The following is a 20,732-nucleotide window of genomic DNA, read 5'->3' as shown; positions in this document are numbered from 1 at the left end:
TTCAGGGAATGTGGGGGCCGCCAGGGAACGGCCACCAGGTCGGGCCGTGTCCCGTGGTCGCGGCCACGACCAGCAGCGTCACCGCCACCGCGGGCACCGCGATCCGGCGCAGCCGGTGCGCGCCCGCGGTGTAGCGGCTGCGCAGGGTGAGGGCGAACGCGGCGAGCACACCGATCGCCAGCACGGCGGCGCGTTCCGTCGAGAGTGCCGTACGCGCCAGGGCGAAGACCGCCAGGTGCCCGGCGGCGACGGCGGCGGCGAGGAAACCGAGGCGTACGGTCACTTCCAGTGGCATGGCCACCAGCGCGGCGAAGCCCGCCAGGAGGCGTGCGGCGCGTCTGCCCTTGGCTCCCGCCATGCGCGCGCGCATGCGGTTCCAGGCGTCCCGGGCGTACGTCGCCAGGAAGTAGCACAGGCACGCTGCCAGGGCCGGCACTGGGACGAGCAGGAACAGTGCGGGCAGGACGGCGAGCAGCAGCCTCAGCCCGGATCGGACGACCGAGGGGCCGAGCGTCTCTGGGGAAGGCGGCGTTTCCTGCGGGTGTTCCGGAGGATCGGGCGCGGGGCGTTCGGGCTGGGGCTCCGGTTCCGCCTCGACGGCGGGCGCGGCAGGCGGCGGTTCCTGCGCGGGCGCGCGAGGCGGCACGGGCGGACGCGGTGATGCCGGCGGACGGGGCGGGGCGGGCGAACGAGACGGAAGCGTCCGGAGGATCTCCAGGAGTTCCAAGGACGTCGGCCGCTTGTCCGTGTCCCTGGCGAGGGCGGCCCGTACGGCGGGGAGCAGTTCGCGGGGGACGCCGTTCAGGTTGTGGCGTCCGCGAAAGATCCGGGAGAAGACGGCTTCGGGCGGGCCCGAGCCGTAGGGGGAACGCCCCGTCGCGGTGAAGACGACCGTCGCGGCCCAGGAGAAGATGTCGGCAGCCGGTGTCGCGCGTCCGCCGTCCAGGATCTCGGGGGCGATGTAGCCGGGGGTGCCGATCGCGGTGCCCGTCAACGTCAGCCGCGTCGCGTCGACCGCGTGCGCGAGCCCGAAGTCGATGACGACGGGCGACCGGTCGTCGACCAGTATCACGTTGGCGGGCTTGAGATCGCGGTGCACGACGTCGGCGCTGTGGATCGCGGCCAGGGAACGGGCCAGTCCCCGCGCGACGCGCGCGAGGCCGGCGCCGCGCAACGCGCCCCTGTCCCGTACGACCTCGTCCAGCGAACGGCCCTGCACGTAGCGGGTCACGATGTACGGGCGGCGGGCGGTGAAGTCGGCGTCCAGGACCTCGGCGACGTTGGGTGAACGGACCCGGCGCATGGTCGAGACCTCGCGTTCGAGCCGTTTGCGGGCCACCTCGTCGCGCGCGACGGCCGGATGCAGGACCTTGACGGCCACGGTCCGCCCCTGGGTGTCGAGGGCCAGGCTCACCTCGCCCATGCCCCCGACGCCGAGCTCTTCGAGCACGCGGTAGGGACCGATCCGTTCTTCGACTCGCACGTGGGGACACCCGCCGACCTCGGGGACTGCCGCATGATCGTAGAGCCTGCGCGGCGGGTTGTCCGCGAGGCGCGGCGGAGAACGGGACATCGGCGGCAATCCTTGGCACCGACCGGCGCATCACCGAGCCTCCCTTGAACCACGCCCCGACGGCGCCGCGTTCTCCGGACACGTTCCCCCGGGACACGTTTCCCGGGGGCGCTCGACGGTCAGTGCGAGAGGGGGCGTTCTCGCTCTTGTGCCGCCAGAACGTCGTCCGCGTATCGCTCGCTCCAGCGCCCCAGCGCGAAGATGGGCTCCAGCAGTCCACGGCCTGGGGCGGTCAGCTCGTACTCCACGCGGGGCGGGGCCTCGGCGTAGCGGCGCCGGGTGACCAGGCCGTTGTGCTCTAGACGGCGGAGGGTCTCGTTCAGCACCTTCTGGCTGATGCCGCCGATCTGGTCGCGCAGCTCGCGCGGGCGCGCGGGGCCGTCCCGGAGCGCGAAGAGCACGACGCTGGTCCAGGTGCCCGTGAGCATGTCGAAACCGAGCCGGGCCTGGCAGTCGGCGATGAGTTTGTCGTCAGTGCGTCTCATGGTGTTCCCCACCAGCCTGCCCCTTCCGAAACGCACCGTCCGGTGTCCAACGGACCGCCTAGCGTCCCGGACGACGGTGATCGACCGTCATCGACGGTATTCGACGGAGCCGCCGGTGCGGCGGCCGGACGGAAGGGGACTTCGGGATGCGGATCGGTGTGCTCGGTGCCGGGAACATGGCGGACGCGCTCGCCACCCAGTGGGCGCGCGCGGGGCATGAGGTGATGATCGGGGCCCGTACGCCCGCCAAGGCGGTGGCCTTGGCGGAGGCGATCGGGGACGGCGCGCGCGGCGGAAGCCTCCGCGAGGCGGCGGTGTTCGGCGAGGTCGTGCTGCTGGCGGTCTGGTACGACGGAGCGCAGGACGCACTGAAGGCGGCGGGCGGGGCGGAGGGCACGCTCTCCGGCCGCGTCCTGGTCGACTGCACCAACCCCACCGGCCCGCCTGATTTCACGCTCTGGACGAGGAACGACGCCTCCGCCGCCCAGCAGGTCGCGGAGTCGGCCCCTGGCGCGCGCGTCGTCAAGGCGTTCAACCTCTGCCACGAGAGTGTCTGGCGGCTGACCCCTCCCGTGTTCGACGGCCGCCCCCTGGGCGTGCCCCTCTGCGGGGATGACGAGGGGGCGGTGGACGTGGTCCGGAGCCTGGTCCGCGACCTGGGCTGCGTCCCGATGACCGGAGGCGGGCTGGAACGGGCCGGACAACTGGAGGCGGTCGCCGCGTTCGCGATCGGGCTCTACGCGCGAGGGGCGGATCCGGCGTCGATGTTCCCTCCGATGGAGGCGGCCTTCGGTGGTCGGACGGGCTTGCCGAATGATTTTCGCGATATTCGGTCATGCCGCCCGGGTGAGTGAAGATCGGCCGCTAGCATCTCCCGCCATGCGACAGGCGTACCGAACGGCCCTCGTCACGGGCGCGTCCAGCGGGATCGGCGAGAGCTTCGCCAGGCTGCTCGCCGGGCGCGGCACCGACCTGGTGATCGTGGCCCGGCGGGCGGACCTGCTGGACGGGCTGGCGCGCGAGCTGGTGGAGCGGTACCGGGTCGCCGTGGAGGTCATCGCCGCCGACCTCACCGACCCCGGCGCGCGCGCGGAGGTCGAGCGGCGCCTGCGCGCGGAACCGGTGGAACTGCTCGTCAACAACGCCGGTTACGGCGCTTTCGGCGCGTTCGCTGAGATCCCCCTGGACGACCAGCTCACCGAGATCGAGCTGAACGTCACGGCGGTCGTACGGCTCACCCATGCCGTTCTCCCCGGGATGATCGAGCGGGGCCGGGGCGGTGTGTTGAACGTCGCGTCCATGTCCGGGTTCGCGCCGTCCCCGGGCAGCGCCACCTATGGGGCCACCAAGGCGTACGTCGCGTCGTTCTCCGAGAGCCTGCACGCGGAGGTCGCCGCGAAGGGCGTCCACGTGACGGCGCTCTGCCCGGGGTTCACCCGTACGGAGGACGAGGCGCAGAGCAACCTGCTCTGGCTGCGCCGCGAGAACGTCGCCAGGGCTGGCCTGGACGCCGTCTCGGCGGGACGGGCGCTGTGCGTACCCGGTGCTCAGTACAAGGCGGCGCTTCCCGCTCTGAAGCTCGTTCCGAGGCCCTTGCTGAGGGCGGCCGTCAACCGGATGTGGCAGCAGGCCGCCGAGTCTCAGTGACAACCGGCGCCGCCGAATTTCGCGGCCTTCTACAAGAAATCGGCCGGGTCGCTTGTGACCCTGGTGACTTGACGTGCGTCGGGCCGATCGCGAACATCGAACCTACGGTTCAGTAAGTTCGGTTCGGCGGGACGTGGGACGGCCCGCCGGCAAGCCCCCCTTCCCGTGCCGCGCGTACGGTGGCGCCGCCCGGCACGCTCGCCCCCGCCGCCGCTTCCGCACCCACCTCGTCCAGCGAAGGAAAAGCATGCCCGTGACGCCCGAAGAGAAGCTCCAGACCCATCTGATGCTCGAACTGGAGCCCGTGGTCGAGAAGGAGCTCAACCGGCACCTTTCCATGGCCAAGGAGTGGTTCCCCCACCAGTACGTGCCGTGGAGCCTGGGGCGCGACTACGACGGGCCCCTCGACGGCGAGGCGTGGTCGATCGAGCAGTCGAAGGTGAGCCACGAGGCGCGCGAGTCGCTGATCGTGAACCTGCTCACCGAGGACAACCTGCCCGGCTACCACCGCGCGATCGCCTCGGTGTTCGGCCGTGACGGGGCCTGGGGCACCTGGGTGAACCGGTGGACGGCCGAGGAGAACCGGCACGGAATCGTGATCCGCGACTACCTCACCGTGACGCGCGCCGTGGACCCCGTCGCCTTGGAACGTGCTCGCATGCACCACATGGAGGTCGGCTACGAGGCCACGCACGGCACCGAGTTCCTGCACGGCGCGGCGTACGTGTCGTTCCAGGAGCTGGCCACCCGCGTGGCGCACCGCAACACCGGCAAGGCGTCCGGCGACCCGGTGTGCGAGCAGATGCTCGCGCGCGTGGCCGCCGACGAGAACCTGCACATGATCTTCTACCGGAACCTGCTCGGCGCCGCGCTGGAGATCGCGCCGAACGAGACCATGCGGGCCATCACCGAGGTCGTCAAGCAGTTCCAGATGCCCGGCCACAGCATCGACGGCTTCCTGCGCAAGTCGGTGACCATCGCCAACGCCGGGATCTACGACCTGCGGCTGCACCACGACGACGTGCTCGTGCCCGTGCTGCGCAAGTGGGGCGTCTTCGACCGCACTGACCTGAACGGCGACGGCGACAAGGCCCGCGAGGAGCTTTCGGAGTTCCTGGAGCAGCTCGACGCGGCGGCCACCAAGTTCGAGACCCGCCGCGAGGAGCGCCGCGCGCGCAAGGCCGCCCGCGAGGGCTGACGCCTTCCGGGCGCGGCCCTCGCGTGCGCCGCGACGCGGGGAATGCGGGTAAAAGCTCAGGCCATCGGAACGAGTGCCCGTTTCGTGGCGTCAAAGGAAGTATGGGAACGCAACAGCGGCTGGATCACTATCGGTTGCTGGACGAGATCGGCCGGGGGAGCACCGCCGTGGTGCACCTGGCCGTGGACGCCGTCGGCCGCGAGGTCGCCGTCAAGGAGTTGTGCCCGGAACTCGCGGCCGACCCCGAGGCGCGGCGCCGCCTCGCCCGGGAGATGGCCGCGCAGGGACGGGTCGACAGCCCTTATGTGGCGAAGCTCGTGGACGGCCGGGTCGCCGGGGAGCGTCCGTACGTCGTGTCGCAGTACGTCCCCGGCTGCCCCCTGAGTGACCTCGTCCCCGCGTACGGCCCGCTGGGCGGAAGCGGCGTGATGCGGTTCGCGCGGGGGCTCGCCCTGGCCGTGGCGGCCGTGCACGACGCGGGAGTAGTCCACCGGGACGTCGCCCCTGGCAACGTCATGGTGCTCGGCGAAAGGCCGACACTCATCGACTTCGGCATCGCGCACGAGGCCGGGGCCGGCCAGGCGACGAGGCCGGGCATGGTCGTGGGCACGCCCGCGTACCTCGCACCGGAGATCATCGAGGGCGACCCCGCCACGCGCGCGTCGGACGTGTTCTCCTGGGGAGCCACGACCGCGTACGCGGCGACGGGACGCCCGCCCTTCGGACGCGGTTCCCTGCACGGGATCTGCTTTCGCATCCTGCGCGGGCAGGCGGACCTGGAAGGCGTGCCGGAACCTCTGGCCGCGCTCCTGAGGCACGCCATGCGACGGGATCCGGACGCCCGCCCTACGGCCCGGTGGTTCGCCGGGGCTCTCGCGGACTGGAGCCGCGACATCACCCAGCGCGACCGGGCGTTGGTGGCCTGACATGGGTGTTAGATCCTCTTGGCGGCTTGGGCGAAGGTAGGGTTTCCGAAACGATGAAGGGGGTTGTCACGTCCGGGGACCGTATCGGCCACTACCGCGTGCTCCAGACCCTTGGGGAAGGCGGGATGGGCGTCGTGTATCTCGGCGCCGACCCCGGGGGCCGCAAGGTGGCCATCAAGGTGCTGCGCCCCGCGGTGGCGGGAGACGCGACCGCGCGCAGGCGGCTGGCCCGCGAGGTCGACTCGATGCGGCGGGTGCACAGCCCCAACGTCGCCGAGATCCTCGACGCCGACGTCACCGCCGAGCGGCCCTACATCGTCACCCAGTACGTGCCGGGGCGCACGCTGGAGGAGGTCGTCGAGGAGTCCGGCCCGATCTACGGGCCCGGCCTCCAGCGGCTCGCGGTCGGCCTGGCCGCCGCGCTGTCGGCCATCCACGGCGCCGGGATCATCCACCGGGACATGAAGCCCGGCAACGTCATGCTGATGGACGGCGAGCCCGTCGTGATCGACTTCGGCATCGCGCAGGCCGCCGACGCGACGAGGCTGACCGCGACCGGCATGGTCATCGGCACCCCCGGCTACCTCGCGCCGGAGATCATCGAGGGCGAGGACGCGGGCCCGGCGTCCGACGTGCACGCGTGGGCCGGCACCGTCGCGTACGCGGCGACCGGGCGGCCCCCGTTCGGCTCGGGCACGTTCGAGTCGATCTTCTACAAGATCATGCAGGGCACGCCCGACCTGGACGGCGTGCCCGACGGCCTGCTGCCGCTGCTGCGGTCCGCGATGGCCCGCCACCCCGCCGAACGGCCGACCGCCGTCAGCCTCGTCCAGCTCGCCCGGCGGATCCACTTCGAGGCCACGATCACCGACACGACCCGTGTCGACGAGCACTACACGCGCCCGGACGGCACGTCGCAGCCGCTGGACCAGCCCCTGGAACAGCCCCTCGACAAGACCGAGGCCGACCATTCGCGGCAGTTCTCCATGCCCGCGCCCGGGCCGTCGCCCTCCGACACCCCCGCGCCCGCGCCTGCTCCCACCCCGGTTCCGGCGCCCACGCCCGCGCCGGCGCAGCCGAAGGACTTCAAGGGGATGCTGCCCCCGGCGGCGCCCCCGCCGGTGCCGCCGCCGGGCCCTCGCCCTACGAACCCTCGCCGTACGAGCAGCCGGGTTACGACCGCGCCACCGGATACAGCCAGGGCGGCCCGTACGGGCCTCCCAACCAAGGCGGCTACAACGCCTACGACCAGAGCGGCTACGCCCCGTACGGGCAGCAGCGCCCGCCCACGCAGCCCCACCCGGCCGCGCTCCAGCGGGGCCCCGAGCAGGGCGGCCCGTACGATCCCGCCGCGCAGGGCACCCAGCAGCGTCCCGACCAGCGCGCCGACCAGCGCGCCGACCGCCGCGGCCGTGACGAATCAGGGCGCGAGCCCTCGAAGCCGTACGGCTGGTACCGCGTTCTCAGCGTCCTCGTCCTCGTCGCCCTGCTCGGCTTCGCCAACATCGCGCCGCTCCTCGCCGTCGGCGTCACCGTCGTCGGCGTGCTCGTGCTGCGCATGGGCGACAAGGCCGCCAAGGGCATGGAGGGCAAGCGGACGCGGCGGGGCCCCCGCTCCGGGGACGCGGTGGCCGCGGCGTTCAAGACGCCGCTGCATCTGCCCGGGGCGCTGATGGTCACCGTGCTGCTGGCGCCGCTCAGCGCCATCGCCGGGCTGATCCTGCTCGCGGTGCTGATGTTCGCCTACCCGGACATGACCGCTTCGCGTGCCATCGCCTACTCCGCCATGGCCGTCATCGCGCTGCTGAGCCTCGCGCCCGGCAGCGGCGCGCCGCGGCGCCAGATGGCCCGCCTCTGGGGCGCCCTGCTCCCGCGCACCGAAGCAGCGCTCGCCGGCGTGCTGATCCTCGGAATCTTCGCGGCGGTCCTGGTGGCCCTGTCCCAGAAACAGCCCCCCGACACCACCCCGCTGAACGGGATGAGCCAGAACCTGGAGAGCCTGCGCAGCGATGTCCGCAACCTCGTCTCCGGGGTCCCGTTCGTCTGACGGAGCATGGATTCCCCCGGAATCCCAGCCCCCCGCCGACCCGCCGCCCCCAACGCCACCGCTCCCGCAAGCGCCCGAGGGAGCGGAGAGCGCGTTGCCCGCCTCGATCGGCCCGTACCGTCCGATCGAGCTGATCGGCTCGGGAGGCATGGGACAGGTCTTCCGCGCGGTCGATCCCAAGGGCCGCGTCGTCGCCGTCAAGACCCTCCACCCGCACCTGGTGGACGCGGGCGATTCACGGACGCGGTTGCAGCGCGAAGTCGAGACGATGGGGCGGGTCAGCACACCCCGGGTCGCCGAGATCCTGGAATTCGACGTTGACGCGCGCGTTCCCTACATCGTCACGCGGTACGTCCACGGACGCCCGCTCCTGGACGAGGTGCGCGCCAATGGGGCCATCACGGGCGCGCCTCTGTGGCGCATCGCGATGGGCACCTCAGAGGCGTTGGAGGCGATCCACCGCGCCGGGGTCGTTCATCGCGATATCAAGCCAGGCAACGTGCTGCTGGAGGGCGGCGAGCCCGTCGTCATCGACTTCGGCATCTCCCAGGGTGTGGACGACACGCGCCTCACGCACACGGGGGGCCGCTCCGGCACGTGGCGGTATCTCGCCCCGGAACTCCTGGAGGGAGACGACGCGGGCCCGTCCGCCGACGTCTTCGCCTGGGCGGCCATGGTCGCGTTCGCCGCGACCGGCGTTGACATCTACGACGCGCCGAACGACGCGGCCGTGTGCGTGCGCATCATCCGCGGCGACCACGACCTGAGCGGCGTCCCGGACGAGCTGCGGGGCCTGCTCGGCGACGCGCTCGCGGGCGATCCCGAGGCGCGTCCGGGGGCAGGGGTGCTCGTCCGGCGGCTGCGCGCGCTGCGCCCCGACTCAGCAGGGCTGCGGGTCGTCTCCGGCGGCGGCGGGCCCGCGGCGGGGCAGGGGCGCCCGCGCTCGCTCGCCCCGATCGGCCCCTACCGCCCCCTGCAACGCCTCGGCAGCGGCGGGATGGGCGATGTGTACCTCGCGCGCGCGGACGACGGCCGGATGGTCGCCATCAAGACCCTGCACCCGTTCCTGCCCGCCGAGTTCCAGGCGAAGGATCGGCTGAGGCGCGAGGTCGAGGCGATGCGGCGCATCCGCAGCCCCAACGTCGTCGAACTCGTCGACAGCGGAGTGGACGGCGACCCGCCGTACATCGTCACCCGCTACGTCGAGGGAGCCTCCCTCCTGGAGAGGGTCAAGGGCCACGGGCCGCTGCCCCGCGACGGCCTGCTCCGCCTGGCCGGGGGACTGGCGCGCGCGCTCGCGGCCGTCCACGCGGCCGAAAGCGTCCACCGCGACGTGAACCCGGGGAACGTGATGCTGGTCGGCGGGGAGCCGATCCTCATCGACTTCGGCATCGCCTACCTGGCCGGGGCGGCCCGCCTGACGCAGGGCCCGGTCGGGACGCCCGGCTACGTGTCCCCTGAGGTCCTGGAAGGGCGCCAGGCGGGACCGCCGACCGACGTGTTCGGCTGGGCCGCGACCGTCGCTTACGCCGCGACCGGCAGACGCGCGTACGAGGCGACGAGCCCCGCCGCGTTCGTCCGCCGCGTCCTCACCGGCACGCCCGACCTGAACGGCATCGACGCCGACCTGCGCGAGGTGCTGGAGGACGCGCTCACCCGCGATCCGGGCGAACGGCCCAGCGCCGCCGAACTGGAGGCGCGGTTCGCCAACCCGGGCGCCATCGCCCCCCGGCTCAACCTGCGTCCGAAGCCGAAACCCGCTCCGCCGCCACCGCAACCGAAACCGGCTCCCGCGCCCGCGCGCGCCGCCGACCGCCTCGTCGCGGGACGCGCCGCGTTCGAGCAGTCCGGATTCGCCCTCACCGTGTCGGTCATCGAGGTCTCCCTGGCCGAGGCCAAGCGCGAGCTGGTGGCGGCCGAACGCTGCCACGCGATCGGCGGCACCTGGGCCGAGCACACCGCCGGATACGCCCGCCGCGCCCTCTCCGCCGCCGGCCGCGCGATGCGCGACGCGCAGACCGGCACGGGCGTCCCCGCAAACGGCCCGCGCCTCGCCGAGATCGTGCGCGCGGCCCGCATGTACGGCGCGCACGCCCAGGGACTCCTCGCGGGACGTCCCGTCATGCCCGGCGCGCTGGTCGACGTACGGCGCGCGGTGGCGCTGCTGGGCGGCGTGACGTTCACCAAGGTCCGGTTCAAGGAGGGGTACGACCCCGCGGAGGTGGACGAGTTCGTGTCCCGCGCGCGCATATGGCTCGCGGGCGACCGCCGCGGACTCGCCCAGGTCGTCGGCGCCGACGACGTGCGCGCGCGGTCGTTCACCCTGCGCCGCCTCAGGGAGACCTACGACAAGGACGAGGTGGACACCTTCCTGGCCGCCTTGGAGACGGAACTCCGCCGTCTCGGCTACGCCTGATCAGACCCCGCCATGCGGTACCCGCTCGGTAGGGTGGCGAGCCTTATGAACGGGGAAACGGGCCACCAGGAGCACATCGGGCCGTACCGCCTGCTGGCGAGGCTCGGCAGCGCAGGAAGCGGCTCGGGCGGTCGCGCGCACGCGGGTCCGAGCGGCGCGGGCGTAGGGGACGCCCACCGCGCCGCCGGGCCTGATGGACGCGACGTGGCGATCCGCCTGCTGCCGCCCGGCGCGCGTCCCGACGTCCAGCGGATGCGCGGAGTGCTCAGCCCGTACGTCGTGGACGTCCTCGACGGCGACCCCGCCACCGACCCGCCCTACGTCGTCTCCCGCTTCGTCCCCGGAAAGCCCCTCGGTGACGTCGTCGCGGAGAGCGGCCCCATCCTCGGCGCCGGTCTGCGCCGCTTCGCCCTCGGCCTCGCCAAGGCGCTCGCCGCCATCCACCGGGAAGGGCTCGCACACGGCGATCTGCGTCCGGGCACGGTCCTCGTCGTGGACGGCGCTCCCGTTGTGGTCGATTTCGGCCTCTGCGGCGGCGCTCCCGCCGAAGACATCTACGCGTGGGCGGCCGTCGTCGCGTTCGCGGCCACCGCGGGCGACCTCCGCGACACTCCGCTTCCCGAGCCCCTCGTACCGCTGATCCAGGCGGCGTCCGCCGACCACCCCGCGGATCGTCCCAGCGCAGGCCAGCTCGCCGAGGCTTGCGCGGCCCTGGATCTGGGCCCCTCGCCCGTGTCCGCCGGGGCCGCCGTCCCCGCGCCGCGCCAGGCGCCGCAGGAACCCTCTCCGCAACCAGCCGCCCCAGACCGCGAGGCCGGGGCCGGAACGAACGCTGCGGAAGCCCCGGCCTGGGCCCCTGGGCAACGGACACCCGCGCCGTCCATCGCGGAAGCCGCAGCCCACGCCTCCGTACGATCGGCGCCCGCCCCCTCAGCGACCGAACCTTCCGAACCCGCGCCGCCCGCGCCCACCGCTGCTGCCGAAGCCGACGGCGTCCCGGCGTTCCGCCAAGCGGCGGCAAGGCATGAACTGGCGGTCACGCAGGGATGGGCGCGGCTGCTCGGGGCGTCCGTCGTGGTGATCGCGGTCGGCGTCGCGGTGATGATGCCGGTCGTCGGACTCGTACTGTCGGTGGCGGGTGTCATGCTGCTCCGAGCGGTGGCGGCCGGCACGGTTCAGGGGTGGGCCGGGGCGGTGGGGCGCACGGTGCTGACGTTCGTGCCCGCCGCGGCGGTCGCGGCCGCGGTGCCGCTCGGGCTGGTCGGGATCTCGGCGGTCGGGGGCGAGATCGACGCGCTCGGCGCCTGCGCGTTCGGCGCGGGGGCCGGCGCGGCGGTGCTGTGGACGGTGCCGGGGGCGAACGGTCCGCGGCGGCGGCTCGAAGCGCTGTTCCTCCCCGTGGCGCGGGTGCCGAGGCGCATCGCGCTCGCCGGGGTGCCGCTCGGCCTGCTGGCGCTGGTCGCGGTGGTCGGGGCCATGTCGCTGACCCCGAGCTTCGCGCCGATGTACGGGTTGCAGAGCTCGCTGGAGTCGAGCGTCGACCGGCTCCAGACCGCTCTGCGATGATGCCCACGGCAGGCGCACGGCAGGCGCACGGCAGGCGCACGGCAGGCGCACGGCAGGGCGGACGGCAGGGCGGACGGCAAGCGCACGGCAGGGCAGACGGCATGCGCACGGCAGGGCGGACGGCAGAGCGGATGGCAGGGGGCGCACGGCAAGGCGCATGGCAGGGCGCACGGCAGAGCGGACGACAAGGCGCACGGCAGGCGCACGGCAAGGCAGGCGGCAAGGCGCACGGCAGGGCAGGCGGCAAGGCAGGCGGCAAGGTGGACGGTGATGTACGTCACGGGGGGTGCGGGCGGCCGGGCCCGTGCCGTTCGAGCCGGTTTCGTGGGGAACGTCTCGCGAGCTGGGATTTGCCAGTAGGCTACCGATCGGTAACATTTAGAGTGCACGGCCGAACCCGGGACCCGGAGCCGAAGCGCGTTCGGGTCTTTGGCAGGCTGTGAGGTGCGAAAGCATCAGCACGCGTCGACCCGGCATGGGCGGCGCCCCTCTGTCCGCTTACCCCAGCGGCCAAACTGAGTGCAGGGAGGTCGGCCACCGGCCATGAACATCGTCGTCCTGGTGAAGCAGGTTCCCGATACGGAGAGCCCGCGCAAGCTGAAGTCCGATGACAGCACGCTCGACCGTGCGGCCGCGGACGGTGTCATCAACGAGCTGGATGAGTACGCCATCGAAGAGGGGCTGCGCATCAAGGAGGCCCAGGGCGGCGAGGTGACCGTCCTCAGCATGGGCCCCGACAAGGCGACCGAGTCGATCCGCAAGGCCCTCGCCATGGGCGCCGACAAGGCCGTGCACGTCATCGACGACGCCCTCGCGGGCTCCGACGCGTTGCAGACCTCGTACGCCATCGCCCAGGCCCTCGGCCGCACCGGCTTCGACCTGGTGGTCCTCGGGTCCGAGTCGACCGACGCGCGCACCGGCGTGCTCGCCGCGATGCTCGCCGAGCGGCTCGGCGTCCCGCAGCTCTCGCTGGCCAACAAGGTCGAGATCGACGGCTCGGCCATCAAGGTCCAGCGGCAGACCGACTACGGCTTCGACAAGGTCGAGGCGAGCCTGCCCGCGGTCGTCAGCGTCGTCGAGAAGATCAACGAGCCGCGCTACCCCTCGTTCAAGGGGATCATGGCGGCCAAGAAGAAGCCGGTCGAGACGCTCGGCGTCGCCGACGCGGGCATCGACGCGTCGCAGGTCGGCCTCGCCAACGCCGCCACCGAGGTGGTGGACTTCGCCGAGGCGCCCCCGCGCGCGCAGGGTCAGATCGTCACCGACGAGGGCGACGGCGGCGCGAAGATCGCCGAGTTCCTCGCGTCGAAGAAGTTCGTCTGACCGAGGAAGGGGATTAAGGAACAATGGCTGAGATTCTCGTCCTCGTCGACCACGTCGACGGTGAGGTCAAGAAGGTCGCCCTGGAGCTGCTCACCTTGGCCAACCGCCACGGTGAGGCCGCGGCCGTATGGGTCGGGCCGGGCTACGAGAACGCCAAGGACAGGCTCGCCGAGTACGGCGCGGGCAAGGTCTACGTGGCCGCCGACGAGGAGCTGACCTCCTACGTCGTCGCCCCGAAGGCCGCGCTGCTCGCCCAGCTCGTCGCCGAGAAGTCCCCGGCCGCGGTGCTGGTGTCCGCGACCGCCGAGGGCAAGGAGATCGCGGGCCGGCTCGCGGTCAAGACCGGCTCCGGCGTGCTCACCGACGTCGTGGACGTCGCCGACGGCCTCGTCGGAGAGCACTCGATCTTCGGCGGCGGCATCATCGCGCACGCCAAGGTCAAGACGGGTACGCCGATCATCGCGGTCCGCCCCAACTCCATCGCCCCCGAGGCGGCCCCGGCCACCCCGGCCGAGGAGCAGGTGTCGGTGTCCCTGTCGGACAACGACAAGGCCGCCAAGATCGTCGAGAAGGTCGTCCAGGAGAAGGGCGAGCGCCCCGACCTGACCGAGGCCGCGATCGTCGTGTCCGGCGGGCGCGGCGTCGGCGGCGCGGAGAACTTCTCGATCATCGAGGGGCTGGCCGACTCGCTCGGCGCGGCCGTCGGCGCCTCCCGCGCCGCGACCGACGCCGGCTGGTACCCGCACTCGTTCCAGGTCGGCCAGACCGGCAAGACGGTGTCGCCGCAGCTCTACATCGCGGTCGGCATCTCCGGCGCCATCCAGCACCGGGCCGGCATGCAGACCTCGAAGACCATCGTCGCCATCAACAAGGACCCCGAGGCGCCGATCTTCGAGCTCGTCGACTACGGGATCGTGGGCGACCTGTTCCAGGTCGCGCCGCAGCTCACCGAGGAGATCAACAAGCGCAAGTAGGACGCGCGCCGACCTCCCGCGAACGCCCCGCCCCGGCCCCCCGGCGCGGGGCGTTCGTCCGTCCGTCCTCCCGCCCGCGAACGCCCCGAAGACGAACCGGTGACCCGCCCGGCACGCCGCGAACGACCGAGGACAGCCGCACGGCGGCCTGGTGGCGGCAGAGAGACGGCCGGGAATGGCCGGGCGGCGGCCGCGCGGCGGCCCGCGGCGGCCGGGGACGGTCGAGGGTCGGCCGGGCGGCGGCCGGAGGACGGTCGCGAACGGCCGGGGGCGGGCGCCGAAAGGATCAGGCGCCCGTGAGGGCCGCATCCGCGAGGGCCGCATCCGCAGGGACCGCGCCCGCGAGGGCCGCATCCGCAAGGATCGCGCCCGCAAGGACCGCGCCCGCAAGGGCCGCGCCTGCGGGGGCCGCATCCGCGAGGGCCGCGCAAGGACCGCGCCCGCGAGGCCCGCGCGAGGCCCGCGCCCGCGAGGCCCGCGCCCGCGAGGCCCGCGCCCGCGAGGCCCGCGCCCGCGAGGCCCGCGCCCGCGAGGCCCGCGCCCGCGAGGCCCGCGCCCGCGAGGACAGCGCCCGCGAGGCCCGCGCCCGCGAGGACAGCGCCCGCGAGGACCGCGCCCGCAAGGACTTCGCCTGCGGCGGCCGTGCCCGCGAGGGCGTGCCCCACAGGGGCACGGCCGAGTGGATCAGGCGGCGGCCGGTTCGGGTTCTGCTGTCTCCGGGGTGGGCGGCTCGGCGGTCGTAGCCGCGGTCGTCGCTGAGGCCGGTTCCGGCCGCGACGCGACGGAGGCCACGTCGGCGCCGGTGCCCAGCGGGACGTACTTCGCCCCCGCGGCGATCAGCAGCGCCAGGACGACCACCACGCCGACGCCGACCCGCAGGGACGTGGCGTCCGACAGGAAGCCGACCACGACCGGGCCGAGCAGCAGGCCGCCGTACCCCATCGCGCCGACCTGCGCGACCGCGGCGGCGGGGCGGCCCGGGGCCGCGGTGCCCGCCAGCGAGATCGTCGTCGGGACGACGGTGCAGACGACCAGCCCGGTCACGAAGAACCCTCCGATGGCGACCGGGGCGGTCGGCGCGAGCACGACCAGGGTCATGCCGAGCGCGGTGCCGATCCCGGCGCCGGCCAGCAGCCGCCGGGTGCCGAGCCGCGTCCGGACGCGGTCGCCGACCAGTCGCCCGAACAGCATGGCCAGCTCGAACATCGGGTAGCCGAGCGCGGCCACGGCCTGGGTCGCGCCGAGCTCGTCGTGCAGCAGCAGGCCGCTCCAGTCGGCGATCGACCCCTCCGTCATGAACGCGATGAACGCGAGCACGCCGATCAGGTACACCGCGACGGGCATCCGGCGGGCGCGGCGGCCCGTTCCGGCCCCGGCGGGCGCGGCGGGGTCGGCCAGGTAGGTGCGGCCGAGCGCGAGCCCGGCGGGCAGCGCGAGGACCGCGGCGGTCAGGACGGTCGCGGTGAAGCCGAGCCCCGCGGCGGCGGTCACGACGCCGAACAGGCCGCCGCTCATCGCGCCGACGCACCAGCCCGCGTGCATCCCGCTCATGATCGGCCGGCGGTACGCCTGCTCGACCACGCTGCCCTGCGCGTTCATCGCGATGTCGGTGATCCCGAACGTCATGCCGAACAGCGCGACGGCGACGAGCAGCAGCCCGTACGTCGGCGCGAGCGCGACGCCGACGTACGACAGGGCGGTCAGCGGGAGCGCGACGCGCAGCACGGCCCGGCTCCCGGCGCGCGAGATCACGGCCCGCAGGCCCTGCATCGCCACGATCGCGCCGAGCCCCCAGATGAGGACGACGATGCCGATCTCGCTCTCGCTGGTCCCGAACTTGCCCGCCAGCGCGGGCATCCGGGCCACCCACACGCCGGTGAGCAGCCCCGCGAGGGCGAAGGTCAGGAAGGCTCCCAGACGGGCGCGGAACAGCATGGTTCACCTCTTTCTCGGCTCGCCGGGGACGCGGCCCCGTGACGTACGTCGTTCGTTCTTCGCGATCGCGCCCCGGCGGTCCCGGGCCGTGGCGGCCCAGGGCGTCGCCTGGCGCGGCGGGCCCTCGCGGGCGCGTTGTGGCGGGCGCGGTCGTGCGCGCCCGGAGTGCGGGGCGGCAGGGCCGCCTGGTCGTGCGGGCGGCGGGGGTGCCTGGTCGTGCGGGTGTGACGGGGGACGGGACGTCATGGACCGCTCCAAGCCCCTCAGGGGCGCGGATGCGGTCCGTACGGCTCGTCGTCGGGTCCGGGCGGCGGCCGCCGGTGGAGGCGGCGGCGCCGGGGGACTAGCGCTGGAGCAGGGCCAGGAGCCGCTGTTTCAGCGCGCCGAGCTGTTCCCCGTCGTACAGCTCGGGTGTGTGGCTCACCACTTCCCACAGGCCCTCGGCCGCCAGCCGGACGACCATGGCCGCGAGCGGGTCGCGGTCCTCGCCGGGATCGCGGCCGTGCCAGCGGCGCATCGCCTCGTTCAGCGGCTCGGCGAGCTCCGGGACGGTGGCGGCGGCCGTGATGGCCGACCACCGCCGGTAGGCCCGGTCCTCGCCGGTCAGCACGTCGAAGGTGGCCTCGACGTACGCGCGGCTGTAGGCGCCGGGGGAGTCGCCGTCGAGGTGCGAGTCGATCAGGTCGTCGAACTCCTCGATGACCCGGGCGACCATCGCCTTGACGAGCGCCTCCTTCGTGGCGAAGTGGTAGAGCAGCCCTCCCTTGCTGACGCCCGCGCGGTCGGCGACCGCGGCGAGCGTGAGCGCCTGGGTCCCCTGCTCGAAGAGCACGGACTCGGCGGCGTCGAGGAGAGCGTCCTTTTTCATGGCTTTTTTACTGTACCGACCGGACGGTACAGTCAGCAACTCCGTGATCCTCTCCGGTATTCCCCGGTTTCTTCCCTGGTCACGCGCCCGTTCCGGACGGTGCGCGCGGCGGCGTCCGTACGGCCCGGAGCCGTCCGGCCGGAGCGCCCGGCCGCCGCGCGCACGCGGAGCGTAGGCCGGGAGCCCGCAACGCCCTACCGGCCGGAGGGAACAGGGCGCACGCGGATAATGTTGACCGCGTGGTGACCTACCTCGACCATGCGGCGACGACCCCCATGCTGCCGGAGGCCGTCGCGGCGGTGACCGCCGAGATGAGCGCGCTCGGCAACGCGTCGTCCCTGCACACCGTCGGCCGCAGGGCGCGCCGCGTGGTGGAGGAGTCGCGCGAGATCATCGCCGAGGCGTTCGACGCCCGGCCGAGCGAGGTGGTCTTCACCTCCGGCGGCACCGAGGCCGACAACCTCGCCGTCAAGGGCGGCTTCTGGGCCCGCCGCGCCGCCGACCCCGCGCGCACGCGCGTGCTGGCCGGTTCGGTGGAGCACCACGCGGTGATGGACGCCGTGCAGTGGCTCGGCGACCACGAGGGCGCCCGGATCGAGTGGATCCCGAGCGACGGGCTGGGGCGGATCACGCCCGCCGCGCTGCGCGAGGCGATCGGCCCCGACGCCTCCGACATCGCGCTGATCACCGTCATGTGGGCCAACAACGAGGTCGGGACCGTCCAGCCCGTCGCCGAGCTCGCCGCGATCGCCCGCGAGCACGGCGTCCCGTTCCACACCGACGCGGTGCAGGCCGCCGGGCAGCTCCCGGTCCGGTTCGGCGCGAGCGGCGCGCAGGCCCTCACGATCAGCGGCCACAAGCTCGGCGGCCCCCTCGGCGCGGGCGCGCTGCTGCTGGCCAAGCCGAAGCCGCCGCTCAGCCTCGACCCCGTTCCGCTGCTGCACGGCGGCGGTCAGGAACGGGACGTGCGGTCCGGCACGCTCGACACGCCCTCCATCGCCGGGTTCGCCGCCGCCGTCCAGGCCACCGCGGGCCACCGCGAGGAGGAGGCGCGCCGCCTCGCCGCGCTGCGCGACGCGCTGATCGACGCCGTGCGCGCCGCCGTCCCCGACGCGATCCTGAACGGCGACCCCGGCGAACGGCTCCCGGGCAACGCGCACTTCTCGTTCCCCGGCTGCGAGGGCGACTCGCTGCTCATGCTGCTGGACGCGCGCGGCATCGCCTGCTCGACCGGCTCGGCGTGCTCCGCGGGCGTGTCCCAGCCGAGCCACGTCCTCCTCGCGATGGGCGCCGACCCCGAACGCGCCCGCGGGTCCCTGCGCTTCACGCTCGGGCACACCTCGACGGAGGCCGACGTGAAGGCCCTCGCCGACGCCATCGGCCCCGTGGTCGAACGGGCCCGCCGCGCCGGCCTGACCTGACGCCCCGCCCCGCGCCCGCCCCCGCGCCCGGCCCCCGGTCCCGCGCCCGGCCCCCGGTTCCGACGGGCCGCAAGGGTGACATGAGGGGCCTGCAACGTGCCGTTCTGTTTGGACGCCGCTCTGCCGGGGACAGCGTTGCCGTTCGCGAGGAGGACGGTGGAATGCAGAACGTGATGGGTCGTAAGGCCGCGGGGCACCCGTGGTTCCATCGGCTGTCAAGGGGCGGGCTCGTCGCGCGCGGCGTCCTGTACCTGCTGGTCGGGTGGCTGGCCGTACGGATCGGCCTCGGCGACGGCGGCGGCAAGGAGGCGGACCGGGGAGGCGCGCTCCAGACGGTCGCCGACAACCCCGGCGGATCGTTCGTGCTGTGGCTGCTCGCGGCCGGTTTCGTCGGCCTCGCCCTCTGGCAGTTCTCGGAGGCCAGGTACGGGCGGCCGCTCCCGGACGGCGACTCGGCGTTCAACCGGCTGACGTCGCTCGCGCGCGGGGTCGTCTACCTCGCCGGGTTCGCGGCCACGGTCGCGTTCCTGCTCGGGCACGGCGGGACGTCCAGCGACCAGCAGTCCAAGACCTACACCGCGCGGGCGATGGCCGAGCCCGGCGGCCGGTGGCTCGTGCTGGCCGTCGGCGCGGGCTTCGTGGTGTGGGGCGTGGTGTCGCTGGTGAACGCGGCGCGGCGGGCGTTCCTCGACGAGCTCAAGACCGGCCAGATGAACGACGAGGTGCGGCGCAGGATCGTGGTGCCGCTCGGCGTCGCGGGCAACGCCGCGCGCGGCCTGGTCGGGGGCGCGGTGGGCGTGTTCCTCGCCTACTCCGCGATCACGTTCGACGCCGGGCAGGCCAAGGGGCTGGACGGGACGCTGCGCGAGTTCGCCGGCACTCCGGCGGGCCGCTGGGGGCTCGTCGCGGTCGCCGTCGGGCTCCTGCTGTTCGGGCTCTACTCGTTCTGCGAGGCCCGGTGGCGGAAGGTGGAGGCCGTCCCGGACACGCGCGCCTGACGACGCGCGCGCAGCGTTCTAGGGCTGGTACGGGGCGAGGGCGCGCCAGCCGGGGTCGCTGGTCGAGGCGACCTTGGCCTTGCCCTCCGGCCAGCCCGCCGCGAGCTGGTCGAGGTCGGAGATCACGCCCGAGTCGGGGTCGGCGTACAGGTGGAACACCCGCAGCCCGTCGCCGGTCTCGCGGACCGCGAGCACGGCCCGGTCGCCGAGCTTGGCGAGCTTCTTCTCGAACGAGCGCAGCGCGCCCGCCGACGGCTCGACCGGCAGCCGGTCGGGGTTGCTGTGCGCGTAGGGGACGGTGATCGCCACGTGCAGGTCGCACAGCGGGTAGTCCTGCCGGTGCAGCGGGAACCGGGCGCCGAGCCGCGCGGGGTGGCCGCGCGGGGTGCGGCCCTCGCCGGTCAGCCAGGACGGCTCGCCGAACGGCTCGGCGATCTGCTCGACCACGGACGGCAGCAGCGCGGGCGGCAGCGAGTCGATCGGCGCCTCGGTCGCGATCGTGACGTCGCCGACCCAGCGCGCCACGTCGTCCTCGCCGAGCGCCCAGTCGAGCACGTGCATCGCGACCTGGAGCTGCTGCTCCTCGGCCACGAACAGGAAGTCGGGGTGGTAGGCGCTGATGTGCACCCGCGCGCGGTCGGCGTCGGCGCGCATCCCGAGCCGGACGTACTCCAGGTCGAACTCGTGGTCGCCGAGCACCAGGTCCTGCGCGAGCATCTCGGGGTCGGGCTGGCGCGCCGGGTGGAACCTCCAGCCGCCCGTCGCCGCGCCGCGCGGGGCGGCCCGGTACCAGCGCTCGGCGAGGCCGCGCAGCTCGGGGTCGCCCGCGCCGGTCAGCGTCAGGGACGGCGCGCGGTCGTCGGCGCCGCCGATCTCCCACTGGAGCTCCGGGTGGATCCTGTGGACGCGCCGCGACAGCTCCTCGACGGTGTCGGCGGACAGCCCCTCGCCGGGCATCGTGGGCTCGCCCGGCGCGCCCGGCTCGGCGCCCGCCCCGGAGGCGAACGGCACGTCGGCCGCGGCAGAGGGCTCGGCCCCGGGCGGCGCGGCCAGCGACGCCTCGATCGTCGGGCGGGCCTGCGCCCACCACTCCCAGAACTCGGTGATCGCCGGGAGCGTCGATGCGGACGTGTCACGAGGGCGTCGGAAGATTCCCATAGCGTCGAACATCGTACGCGGAATCGGCCTCCACCCGCCCCGCCCGCGGCGACCGGACCCCCGCACGTCCGCACCCGGACCCCCGCACGTCCGCACCCGGACCGCCGCCCGCGCGACCGGCCTCCGGGCGCCCGCCCGTGCGGGCGGTCGTCGCGGCGCGGCAACCGAATCGCCTCGCGGCGCCACCTCCGCGTACG

The 20,732-nt window shown here is 73.8% G+C and carries 16 protein-coding genes; 11 read left to right on the top strand and 5 right to left on the bottom strand.

The window, feature by feature from the left end; translation table 11 throughout:
- Position 1: 1 nt before the first annotated feature.
- Together GEV43_RS05175 and GEV43_RS05170 are read right to left on the bottom strand one after the other, a co-directional pair.
- Positions 2 to 1,483, bottom strand: coding sequence for a serine/threonine-protein kinase (locus GEV43_RS05175; RefSeq protein WP_160819698.1), 1,482 nt, complete (start codon positions 1,481 to 1,483; stop codon positions 2 to 4).
- Positions 1,484 to 1,692: 209 nt separating this feature from the next.
- Positions 1,693 to 2,058, bottom strand: coding sequence for a helix-turn-helix domain-containing protein (locus GEV43_RS05170; RefSeq protein ID WP_160819697.1), 366 nt, complete (start codon positions 2,056 to 2,058; stop codon positions 1,693 to 1,695).
- A 146-nt stretch (positions 2,059 to 2,204) separates the two neighbouring features.
- Here GEV43_RS05170 and GEV43_RS05165 point away from each other — a divergent pair, with 146 nt between their 5' ends.
- From GEV43_RS05165 to GEV43_RS05120, 9 genes are all read left to right on the top strand, one after another.
- On the top strand, positions 2,205 to 2,912 hold the full coding sequence (locus tag GEV43_RS05165; protein ID WP_160819696.1) for an NADPH-dependent F420 reductase: 708 nt from the start codon (positions 2,205 to 2,207) through the stop codon (positions 2,910 to 2,912).
- A gap of 25 nt (positions 2,913 to 2,937) precedes the next feature.
- A complete protein-coding gene (locus GEV43_RS05160) occupies positions 2,938 to 3,705 on the top strand; it encodes an SDR family oxidoreductase (RefSeq protein WP_160819695.1) in 768 nt (255 codons plus the stop codon).
- Positions 3,706 to 3,952: 247 nt separating this feature from the next.
- Positions 3,953 to 4,903 (top strand): acyl-ACP desaturase, encoded by a 951-nt coding sequence (locus GEV43_RS05155; RefSeq protein ID WP_160819694.1) that lies wholly within the window; start codon positions 3,953 to 3,955, stop codon positions 4,901 to 4,903.
- Positions 4,904 to 5,037: 134 nt separating this feature from the next.
- The gene (locus tag GEV43_RS05150) at positions 5,038 to 5,829 is read left to right on the top strand and encodes a serine/threonine-protein kinase (protein WP_206681069.1); all 792 of its coding nucleotides are present in this window, start codon (positions 5,038 to 5,040) and stop codon (positions 5,827 to 5,829) included.
- Positions 5,830 to 5,882: 53 nt separating this feature from the next.
- Entirely contained in the window at positions 5,883 to 7,502 is a 1,620-nt protein-coding gene (locus GEV43_RS53610; protein WP_160819692.1) for a serine/threonine-protein kinase, read from the top strand.
- Positions 7,503 to 7,970: 468 nt separating this feature from the next.
- Entirely contained in the window at positions 7,971 to 10,292 is a 2,322-nt protein-coding gene (locus tag GEV43_RS05135; RefSeq protein WP_160819690.1) for a protein kinase, read from the top strand.
- Positions 10,293 to 10,337: 45 nt separating this feature from the next.
- Positions 10,338 to 11,858, top strand: a complete 1,521-nt coding sequence (locus GEV43_RS05130; protein ID WP_160819689.1) for a hypothetical protein — start codon at positions 10,338 to 10,340, stop codon at positions 11,856 to 11,858.
- A gap of 543 nt (positions 11,859 to 12,401) precedes the next feature.
- Positions 12,402 to 13,181 (top strand): electron transfer flavoprotein subunit beta/FixA family protein, encoded by a 780-nt coding sequence (locus tag GEV43_RS05125; RefSeq protein WP_160819688.1) that lies wholly within the window; start codon positions 12,402 to 12,404, stop codon positions 13,179 to 13,181.
- A gap of 23 nt (positions 13,182 to 13,204) precedes the next feature.
- Positions 13,205 to 14,155, top strand: coding sequence for an electron transfer flavoprotein subunit alpha/FixB family protein (locus GEV43_RS05120; protein WP_160819687.1), 951 nt, complete (start codon positions 13,205 to 13,207; stop codon positions 14,153 to 14,155).
- Positions 14,156 to 14,839: 684 nt separating this feature from the next.
- Here the strand turns inward: GEV43_RS05120 and GEV43_RS05115 are convergent.
- Together GEV43_RS05115 and GEV43_RS05110 are read right to left on the bottom strand one after the other, a co-directional pair.
- On the bottom strand, positions 14,840 to 16,090 hold the full coding sequence (locus GEV43_RS05115) for an MFS transporter (RefSeq protein WP_160819686.1): 1,251 nt from the start codon (positions 16,088 to 16,090) through the stop codon (positions 14,840 to 14,842).
- 343 nt (positions 16,091 to 16,433) lie between these two features.
- Positions 16,434 to 16,958, bottom strand: a complete 525-nt coding sequence (locus tag GEV43_RS05110) for a TetR/AcrR family transcriptional regulator (protein ID WP_160819685.1) — start codon at positions 16,956 to 16,958, stop codon at positions 16,434 to 16,436.
- A 242-nt stretch (positions 16,959 to 17,200) separates the two neighbouring features.
- Between GEV43_RS05110 and GEV43_RS05105 the strand changes: the two genes are divergently transcribed.
- Both GEV43_RS05105 and GEV43_RS05100 read left to right on the top strand, forming a co-directional pair.
- Positions 17,201 to 18,379, top strand: a complete 1,179-nt coding sequence (locus GEV43_RS05105; RefSeq protein ID WP_160824317.1) for a cysteine desulfurase family protein — start codon at positions 17,201 to 17,203, stop codon at positions 18,377 to 18,379.
- Between the two features lie 161 nt (positions 18,380 to 18,540).
- A complete protein-coding gene (locus GEV43_RS05100) occupies positions 18,541 to 19,377 on the top strand; it encodes a DUF1206 domain-containing protein (protein ID WP_160819684.1) in 837 nt (278 codons plus the stop codon).
- A gap of 18 nt (positions 19,378 to 19,395) precedes the next feature.
- Here the strand turns inward: GEV43_RS05100 and GEV43_RS05095 are convergent, their stop codons facing one another.
- On the bottom strand, positions 19,396 to 20,535 hold the full coding sequence (locus tag GEV43_RS05095) for a DUF695 domain-containing protein (RefSeq protein WP_160819683.1): 1,140 nt from the start codon (positions 20,533 to 20,535) through the stop codon (positions 19,396 to 19,398).
- Positions 20,536 to 20,732: the final 197 nt, after the last annotated feature.

Origin of the sequence: Actinomadura sp. J1-007, from assembly GCF_009793335.1 — a bacterium.
Classification (GTDB): Bacteria; Actinomycetota; Actinomycetes; order Streptosporangiales; family Streptosporangiaceae; genus Spirillospora; species Spirillospora yumaensis.
This window is presented reverse-complemented; position numbering and strand designations above follow the sequence as displayed.

What these genes read in the sequence shown, in the direction of transcription:
- GEV43_RS05095 (WP_160819683.1), bottom strand. Translation starts at nt 20,535, where the DNA reads ATGGGAATCTTCCGACGCCCTCGTGACACGTCCGCATCGACGCTCCCG.
- GEV43_RS05100 (WP_160819684.1), top strand. Translation starts at nt 18,541, where the DNA reads ATGCAGAACGTGATGGGTCGTAAGGCCGCGGGGCACCCGTGGTTCCAT.
- GEV43_RS05110 (WP_160819685.1), bottom strand. Translation starts at nt 16,958, where the DNA reads ATGAAAAAGGACGCTCTCCTCGACGCCGCCGAGTCCGTGCTCTTCGAG.
- GEV43_RS05165 (WP_160819696.1), top strand. Translation starts at nt 2,205, where the DNA reads ATGCGGATCGGTGTGCTCGGTGCCGGGAACATGGCGGACGCGCTCGCC.
- GEV43_RS05155 (WP_160819694.1), top strand. Translation starts at nt 3,953, where the DNA reads ATGCCCGTGACGCCCGAAGAGAAGCTCCAGACCCATCTGATGCTCGAA.
- GEV43_RS05170 (WP_160819697.1), bottom strand. Translation starts at nt 2,058, where the DNA reads ATGAGACGCACTGACGACAAACTCATCGCCGACTGCCAGGCCCGGCTC.
- GEV43_RS05160 (WP_160819695.1), top strand. Translation starts at nt 2,938, where the DNA reads ATGCGACAGGCGTACCGAACGGCCCTCGTCACGGGCGCGTCCAGCGGG.
- GEV43_RS05115 (WP_160819686.1), bottom strand. Translation starts at nt 16,090, where the DNA reads ATGCTGTTCCGCGCCCGTCTGGGAGCCTTCCTGACCTTCGCCCTCGCG.
- GEV43_RS05120 (WP_160819687.1), top strand. Translation starts at nt 13,205, where the DNA reads ATGGCTGAGATTCTCGTCCTCGTCGACCACGTCGACGGTGAGGTCAAG.
- GEV43_RS05130 (WP_160819689.1), top strand. Translation starts at nt 10,338, where the DNA reads ATGAACGGGGAAACGGGCCACCAGGAGCACATCGGGCCGTACCGCCTG.
- GEV43_RS53610 (WP_160819692.1), top strand. Translation starts at nt 5,883, where the DNA reads ATGAAGGGGGTTGTCACGTCCGGGGACCGTATCGGCCACTACCGCGTG.
- GEV43_RS05125 (WP_160819688.1), top strand. Translation starts at nt 12,402, where the DNA reads ATGAACATCGTCGTCCTGGTGAAGCAGGTTCCCGATACGGAGAGCCCG.